Source organism: Salinicola sp. (genome assembly GCF_982684285.1).
The window spans coordinates 1-7817 of record NZ_CEXLVS010000197.1; the positions used below are offsets into that span (position 1 = coordinate 1).

A 7817-nucleotide genomic window follows, 5' to 3' on the forward strand; every position below is an offset into this window, starting at 1 on the left:
ATGCCAACCTATCTTTGGCTGATGGGGTCGGAGAGCGAGGGAATCAGTGGCGAAGCCTTCGATGCCCAGCCCCCGAAAACCTGAGTAGTGTCTAGCGGGCCCCTAGTGACGCCAGCAGCGCGTCGGCCAGAGACTCCGACGTCTCGAACCAGTGGTCCGCCGGCCACTCATCGAGCGGTTCTTCGTCCGGGATGTAGCCGTAGCGTACGGCAATCGCCGTCATGCCGGCTCGTTCGGCCGCTTCCATGTCGCGCCGATGGTCCCCGACATACCAGCACTGGCCCGGTTCCACGTTCAGCCGACGAGCGGCGAACCACAGCGGTTCCGGCTCGGGTTTCCTGACAGGCAGATCATCGGCACAGACCAGCACCCCGGGCCGCAATGAGAGGGCTTCGATCAGTGGCTCCGCATAGGCCCTGGGCTTGTTGGTCACGATCCCCCAGCCCCGCGCCTCGGCTTCCCAGCGCGCGATGAGATCTGCCAGCCCCGGGTAGATCCGGCTATTGTCGGCGACGACTTCCGCATAACGATCCAGCAGGTATTGACGAGCGCCGGCGTGCTGCGGGTGGTCGCTGGCGAACTCCAGCGCCAGCGTCACCAGGGCGCTCCCCCCGTTGGAGACCTGCGCGCGGATGACATCGTAGGGAAGTCTCGCCAGCCCGTGATGCTCTCGCAACCGATTGGTGGCTTCGGCCAGGTCGGGAGCGGTATCGATCAGGGTCCCGTCGAGCTCGAACAAGAGCGCTTCCGGGAGGGGGGCATGGTTCATGTGTCGCCGCCGCCGCCGGTCCATTCCGGACGCACGTGCACCATGTAGTTGACCGAAACATCATTGGGATTCAACCGGTAGCGCCGGGACAGGGGGTTGTAGGTCAGCCCGGTCTGATGCTGGAGCCGCAGGCCGTGCTGCCGGCACCAGCCGGAAAGCTCGGAAGGGCGGATCAGCTTGCGGTACTCGTGGGTGCCCCGCGGCAGCAGGCCCAGCACGTACTCGGCGCCGACGATCGCGAAGGCATAGGATTTCGGATTGCGATTGATCGTCGAGAAGAACAGGTGGCCGCCGGGTTTGACCAGTCTGGCGCAGGCCGCGACGACCGAAGCCGGGTCCGGCACGTGCTCGAGCATCTCGAGGCAGGTCACGACATCGAACTCGCCGCCATGCGACTCCGCCATCGCCTCCACGCTGGTGCAACGGTAGTCGACCTCCGCGCCACTCTCCATCTGGTGAAGTCGGGCGACCGCCAAGGGCGCCTCGCCCAGATCGATCCCCGTGACTTCGGCGCCGCGCATCGCCATCGCTTCGCTGAGGATTCCGCCGCCGCACCCCACGTCGAGGACGCGTTTGCCGGCCAGGGAGACATGGGAATCGATGAAGCCCAGACGCAGCGGATTGATATCGTGCAGCGGTTTGAACTCGCCTTCCCGATCCCACCAGCGGCTCGCGAGCGCATCGAACTTGGCGATTTCGGCATGATCGACGTTGTGATGAAGAGAAGCGTCGTCGTGAGGTGATGATGTCATGAACGGATTTCCTTTCCGGGAATGTCGGCGCACCGTCGAGTCGATCGGCCAAGCCGCGGTATCGCGCATCGGTGCATCGCTTTGCGATATTCTACTATGGACGGTAGCTTGCCTGGAGACCACGTCGACGAAAAGCGGGTTGGCGGGCAAGCGCCTGGACTTGTCGCTTTTCTGCGACTGTGCTTTCGGCTTCTCGCCCGCTAAGCTAGCAGAAGGATACGAAGTCGGGACACCGGCAATCGTTGATTTCATACCCAGGAAGGGAAGGACCTAAAAGATGATTCGCAAGGCCGTACTGCCCGTCGCCGGATTCGGCACCCGCTGTTTGCCCGCTTCCAAGGCGATTCCCAAAGAGATGATCACCATCGTCGACAAACCGGTGATTCAGTACGTGGTCACCGAGGCGGTAAAGGCAGGCATCAAGGAGATCGTCCTGGTCACCCACTCCTCGAAGAGCGCCATCGAGAACCATTTCGACAAGCATTTCGAGCTCGAGACCCAGCTCGAGGCCAAGGGCAAGAACGAACTGCTCGAGGAGCTGCGCAACATCATTCCGGACGACGTCAACATCATCAGCGTGCGCCAGCCGGAGGCGCTGGGGCTCGGCCATGCCATCCTGTGTGCCCGCCCGGTCATCGGCAATGACCCGTTCGCCGTCCTGCTGCCCGACGTGGTCATCGACGACGACGGCATGTCCAGCAACGATCTCACCGGCATGATCAAGGCGTTCGACGACACCGGCAAGGCCCAGATCATGGTCGAGACCGTTCCCAGGGAGCTGACGTACAAGTACGGCATCGTCGCACTCGAGGGCGCCGAGCCCGCCCCCGGCAAGAGCGCACCGCTGACCGGCATGGTCGAGAAGCCCAAGGTCGAGGAGGCGCCCTCCACGCTGGCCGTGATTGGCCGCTACCTGTTGCCGGGCGAGATTTTTCCGATTCTGGCCGAAACGCCCCCCGGCGCAGGTAACGAGATTCAACTGACCGATGCGATCGAGACGCTGCGCAAGAACAGCGGTGCGGCGGCCTATCGCATGCAGGGGCAGACCTACGACTGTGGCAGCCAGCTCGGCTACCTCGAGGCGACGCTGGCCCTGGGGCGGAAGCATCCGACCCTGGGCGAGGGTTTCCGTCAGTTGATTCAGCAATACGCGACCGAGGATTAAGTCGATGCGCGTGGTCGTACATGGTAGCGAACTGGCTGCGGCAACCGCCGCCGCCGCATTGTGCTCGGTTGGGCATCAGGTTACCTGGATGCCACATGCCGATTTTCGTTGGGAGAGCCTGGCGAGTGCCGACTGGCTGATCAGTGAGCCGGGGCTCAAGGACCAGATTCTGGCCGGTGAAGATTCCGGCCAGTTGACGATCGTGGATGAGGTGCCGACCGATACCGACGCCGACGTCCATTGGCTGGCACTCTCCCCGGATCAGCGGGAGTCGGCGGAAAGTTACGTCAGGCAGGTTCCTGGACGTCAGAGCACGCCGCTGATCATCGTCAACAATTCCACGTTCCCGGTAGGTCAGACGGAGAAGCTCGAGGCGCTGCTGGGGCACGCCGGTCAAGTGGCTGTGGCGCTGCCGGATCGAATCGAGGAAGGGCGTGCTTGGGAAACGTTCACCCGGCCGGCGCACTGGCTGTTGGGCAGTGAAGACGAGTGGGGCACCCGGCAGATACGCGAACTGCTGCGAGCCTTCAATCGACGCCATGAGGTGTTCCAGTTGATGCCCAGGCGTGCCGCCGAACTGACCAAGCTGGCCATCAACGGCATGCTGGCGACGCGGATCAGCTTCATGAACGAGTTGGCGGGCCTCGCCGACTCGCTCGCCGTGGACGTGGAGTACGTTCGCCAGGGGATGGGGGCCGATACCCGCATCGGCTTTGAGTATCTCTACCCTGGCTGCGGCTTCGGCGGGCCCAATTTCTCCCGGGACCTGATGCGTCTGGCCGACGTCCAGCACTCGACGGGGCGAGAGTCCCATCTGCTGGAGCACGTCCTCGACATCAACGAAGGCAAGAAAGAGACGCTGTTCCGAAAGCTCTGGAACCACTTCAAAGGGGAACTGGAAGGCCGCACCGTGGCCATCTGGGGGGCCGCCTTCAAGCCCGGGACGGCACGGATCGATCACGCTCCGGTCCTGACGTTGCTGGAAGCGCTGTGGGCCCAGGGTGTCACGGTCAGGGTCCATGATCCGGCGGCACTGCATGCGCTGGGCGAACTCTACCCCGACCATCCGCAACTGGTGTTGTGCGAGGGCGATTTCTACAGCGCTTGCGAGGGGGCCGATGCCCTGATGCTGGTCACGGAGTGGAAGTGTTACTGGAATCCGGATTGGCGGCGGCTGCTGCAAGCGCTGAAGACGCCGCTCGTTCTGGATGGTCGCAACATCTACGATCCGGCCTACGTCGCCTCCCGCGGGTTCGTCTACCGTGGCATCGGCCGCCGCGCCTAGACCCGAATCCAGGAGAACGCCTTGAACGCCGGTGCCGGGCCGGCGTTCAATCGGCCACTTCGAGGTTGAGTTTCGCGTAGTCCCAGTTCAGGTGGGGCCACAAGGCGTCGAAATAGTCGCCGCGGCGCTCACGATAGTCGATTCGGTACGCCTCTTCGGCCAACGCGATGGCCAGCAGCGGGGCCGCCTCCGCGGGGCGCTCCCCCGGTGGCGACGCCAGCAGTTGCAGATCGCCACTGGCGCCGACAGCCAGCCAGGACCAGCCCTCGGCGACGTCGTTGACGTGAGCTCGCCACCGATACTGTAGCGCTCCCATGCCGCCAAACGCCTGGTCGATTCGTCGTGCCAGGACATCGGGTACCGCAACGCTTCCGGCGCTGAGTCCGTGCCAGAAGAAGACCAGGTTCCAGGCCTCCTGCGCAGAACGGCGAATCGCGTTTCCGTCGTGCTCGGCGAGACTCGCCAGAGAGTGCCCGTGTATCGTCGCGCCTCGAGCGTTGAGCGTATCGATATGGCGGCGATGGTAGTGACTGTAAAGCAGGTCGACCTGGGCCCGGGATACATCGGGCTCCAGTGAATGGCGTTCGAACGGAAGGGCGGGCAACTCGAATCGGGTAGCGAATTCAGGCATCGGGCTCATCGACGATAGGGGGGAGAGAGGGCTACATTACGCTCCGCGGGTGGCGGGCATGCTACCGCGAACGCGACCTTCATCGCCAATCCGGCGATGGTGATCGGGGCGCGGCCGCTATCATGCGAACCGACCGCTGCCAAGCCTGGGTTTTATGCCGGCTTTCACGTAACGTGATCCCGTCAGCCGCCCGAGGCCGGCTTTTCATGGCATAGTGGTTTCCATGACTGGCGCGTGGGGACGGGCTTCCGGGCTCCAGGAACCGGATGCCGAGCCTCCGGTTCTCTCGCAGTATTCGCATCACTATTGGCAAGGTACACGACGGCAATGCCATCACAATCCGACGAGCATCGCGCATCCCCAACCATCGTTCCAGATCGAGACGACATGACGACACGCCGCTCGGGAGTGTCTCGCCACCAAGGGGCTCCCGGACGCGGCCGGCCCAGAGTCTGGCCGCTGTGGTTTCTCATCCTGCTGATGCTTGCCGGGGCGGGCGCGGGAGGCTGGCAGCTCTTTCAGCGGCTGGAGGTGCAGAGCGCCCAGATCGACAGGCTCAACCAGCGTATCGATACGACCGGCTCGACACTGGATGCTTCCGGTGAAAGCCTGCGCGCCGAGTTCGATCGCCTGCGTGACCAGCTGGAGGCCACGCGGGCGGCGGTGGGGAGCCTGGAAACGCGAGTGGCGGATTCCCGGCCTGACGATCAGACGACTCGACAGATCGAAAAGCTGCAGGATGCCGACGAGAATCTGCAGTCACTGATCGGCACGCTGCAATCCTCGCTCGATGCGCTCGAGAGCACGGGAAAGGACGAGCGCGGAGCCCTGGCCGCCAGGCTGGCCTCCCTCGAGGATGGCCAGAAGCAGCAGGACAATCGCCTCGACTCGGTGGCGAACTCCCTCGATCGGCAGCAGCAGGCCGCTCAGGCGCTATCGGAGCAGCTCACGACCTCGCTCGACAAGTTGCGTCAGTCTCAGCAAGCCCTTTCGCAACGGGTCGAGGGAAGTGACTCGGCAGAACTGCGCGCTTCCGTCGCCGACCTCGAGTCCCGCGTCGAGACCCTGGCCAAGAGAGACGTGCCATCACCCGACGCCTTGAATCAAATTCGCAGCTCGATGACGGAACTTCGGCAAGGCCAGACGGCTCTCAATGCGAGTCTCGAGTCCTTGCAGTCGCGTGTCGATGCGCTGCCCTCGGGAGCGAGCGCAGCCCAGATTCGCGAACTCAAGGAGAGACTGGGCTCTCTCGAGGCCAGCCGCTCGCAATTGACGAGCCGCGTGGCTTCCTTGATCACGGACGTTTCCGACCTACAACGCGGCGGGGGTTGATGTCATGCGGCAAGTCAAGGTCCTACGGACGGGACTCATTTGCCTGGCGCTGCCCGCCGCGGGGCACGCCTGGGCGCTCGATGTCACGGTCAAGGGATTGAGCGGCCCCCCGGCGGAAAATGTGGTCAACATCCTGTCCGAACTCGAACCCGACAGCCAGGCTACCCGGGAACGCTTGGACGGGGTCGTGAGGAATCGTGCCGAGCAGGCGCTACAGGCGTTTGGCTACTACAACGCCAGACTGGATACGCATTACCCCGACACGGACAATCGGCGGGTCGTGATCGATGTCGAGCCGGGCGAGCGTGCCAAGATCACCCAGGTCGACGTTTCGCTGGAGGGAGACGCCAGGGATGACGAAGCCTTCGAGCAGGTGATGCGTTCGAATCCGCTCAAAGTCGGCGACCCGCTGTTGCACTCCCGTTACGACAGCTTCAAGGGCAAGATGTCGACCCTGGCGCTGGAGCGCGGATACTTCAACTCCCGCTTCCGCCAGCAACGGATCGAAGTGCGCCCCTGGGAGAACAGCGCCCGCATCTTTCTCGATCTGGACAGCGGTCGGCGCTATCGGTTCGGGCACGTGCATTTCCAGGGGAGCCAGATCGAGCCGCGCCGGCTGGAGAACATGGTTCCCTTCGAGCCTGGCGATCCGTATCTCGCCAACGATCTCGCCACGCTCAACCAGAACCTCGGCCAAACCGACTGGTTCGCCGGCGTAGCGGTGCGGCCGAGAGTGAACGAGGAGGCCGCGCCCGCCACCCCCAGCCAGTGGTGGAGCGAAGCGACCGGACGCGATACCACCGCCGACCCGTCCAGCGTGCTCGGCGGGCCGGGTCTGAGCATGGCGCGGGAGTTGACCGATAGCCGGCCCACGGTGGGACCCGTCGATGTCGAACTGACCCCGGCCGATCGCCATCAGTTCGAGGTCGGTGTCGGCTACGCCACCGACGTGGGTCCGCGGACCCAGTTTTCCTGGACCATGCCCTGGCTCAATCGCTATGGGCACAGCCTGACCAACTCGCTCTATCTCTCGGGCCCGGAGCAGCGCTTCTCGGGGGAGTACAGGATCCCGCTGGAAAATCCGCTGAGAGACAGCTACCGGGTTCGCTACGGCCTAAAGAATATCGACAACGAGGACACCAAGAGCTTCGAGAGCTCGGTGCAGGTGGCCCGCCACTGGGAGTTCTCCAACGGCTGGATCCAGGATCTCTACTGGCAGACCACCTACGAGGATTTCACCCAGGCCGATCAGGACGATGCCGTGCTGCTGCTCTATCCCGGCATCAGCTGGTCGCGGACGCGCAAACGCAACCCGATCTTCCCGAGCTGGGGCGACAAGCAGGAGTTGACCCTGGAGTGGTCCGATCCTTCGTGGGGATCGGATGCCCGCTTCGTGCGCACCACCTTCAACTCCCAATGGGTTCGGATGCTCGGCAGCGAGAACCGCTTCGTCGGCCGTATCGGCGGCGGCGCCATGGCCACCAACACCTTCGACAAGATACCGCCATCGCTACGCTTCTTCGCCGGTGGCGACCAGAGCATACGCGGCTATTCCTACGAGAGCCTGTCACCGGAAAACGACGATGGCGAGCTGCTCGGCGGGCAGCACATGTTGACCAGCAGCGTCGAGTATCAACGCCACCTGACCGGCAATTTCTGGAGCGCGACCTTCGTCGATACCGGCAACGCCTTCGACGAGTGGTGGCCCGATGAACTCAAGACCGGCGCCGGCGTCGGCGTGCGCTGGATTTCACCCGTTGGGCCGATCCGTTTCGATATTGCCCACCCGTTTGACGACGAGGAGGACTCTTGGCGTCTTCATTTCTCCATCGGACCGGAGTTCTGATTCGGCTACTGCTGTTCCTGATCCTGTGGCTGCTGGG

General features: G+C 63.7%; 6 protein-coding genes and 1 pseudogene. 4 read left to right on the forward strand and 3 right to left on the reverse strand.

Features of this window, described 5'->3' with window-relative positions; genetic code table 11:
• Positions 1-91: 91 nt before the first annotated feature.
• Both AC3AYF_RS15505 and ubiG read right to left on the reverse strand, forming a co-directional pair.
• Positions 92-769, reverse strand: coding sequence for an HAD-IA family hydrolase (locus AC3AYF_RS15505; RefSeq protein WP_487779959.1), 678 nt, complete (start codon positions 767-769; stop codon positions 92-94).
• On the reverse strand, positions 766-1521 hold the full coding sequence (ubiG, locus tag AC3AYF_RS15510; protein WP_295036171.1) for a bifunctional 2-polyprenyl-6-hydroxyphenol methylase/3-demethylubiquinol 3-O-methyltransferase UbiG: 756 nt from the start codon (positions 1519-1521) through the stop codon (positions 766-768). Before ubiG ends, AC3AYF_RS15505 begins: the two co-directional genes overlap by 4 nt.
• A gap of 277 nt (positions 1522-1798) precedes the next feature.
• On the opposite strand from ubiG, the gene galU reads away from it, so the two are divergent.
• Both galU and AC3AYF_RS15520 read left to right on the forward strand, forming a co-directional pair.
• On the forward strand, positions 1799-2686 hold the full coding sequence (gene galU / locus AC3AYF_RS15515; protein ID WP_295036170.1) for a UTP--glucose-1-phosphate uridylyltransferase GalU: 888 nt from the start codon (positions 1799-1801) through the stop codon (positions 2684-2686).
• Between the two features lie 4 nt (positions 2687-2690).
• Positions 2691-3971, forward strand: a complete 1281-nt coding sequence (locus AC3AYF_RS15520; protein WP_295036169.1) for a nucleotide sugar dehydrogenase — start codon at positions 2691-2693, stop codon at positions 3969-3971.
• A 130-nt stretch (positions 3972-4101) separates the two neighbouring features.
• Here the strand turns inward: AC3AYF_RS15520 and AC3AYF_RS15525 are convergent.
• Positions 4102-4611: pseudogene (locus tag AC3AYF_RS15525) on the reverse strand (Fe-Mn family superoxide dismutase); the annotation flags it as partial.
• A gap of 378 nt (positions 4612-4989) precedes the next feature.
• Here AC3AYF_RS15525 and AC3AYF_RS15530 point away from each other — a divergent pair.
• Positions 4990-5934: a coiled-coil domain-containing protein gene (locus tag AC3AYF_RS15530; RefSeq protein WP_295036167.1), complete on the forward strand. Its 945-nt coding sequence runs from the start codon at positions 4990-4992 to the stop codon at positions 5932-5934.
• Positions 5935-5938: 4 nt separating this feature from the next.
• A complete protein-coding gene (gene tamA / locus AC3AYF_RS15535) occupies positions 5939-7780 on the forward strand; it encodes an autotransporter assembly complex protein TamA (RefSeq protein WP_487779960.1) in 1842 nt (613 codons plus the stop codon).
• The last annotated feature ends 37 nt before the right edge of the window (positions 7781-7817 follow it).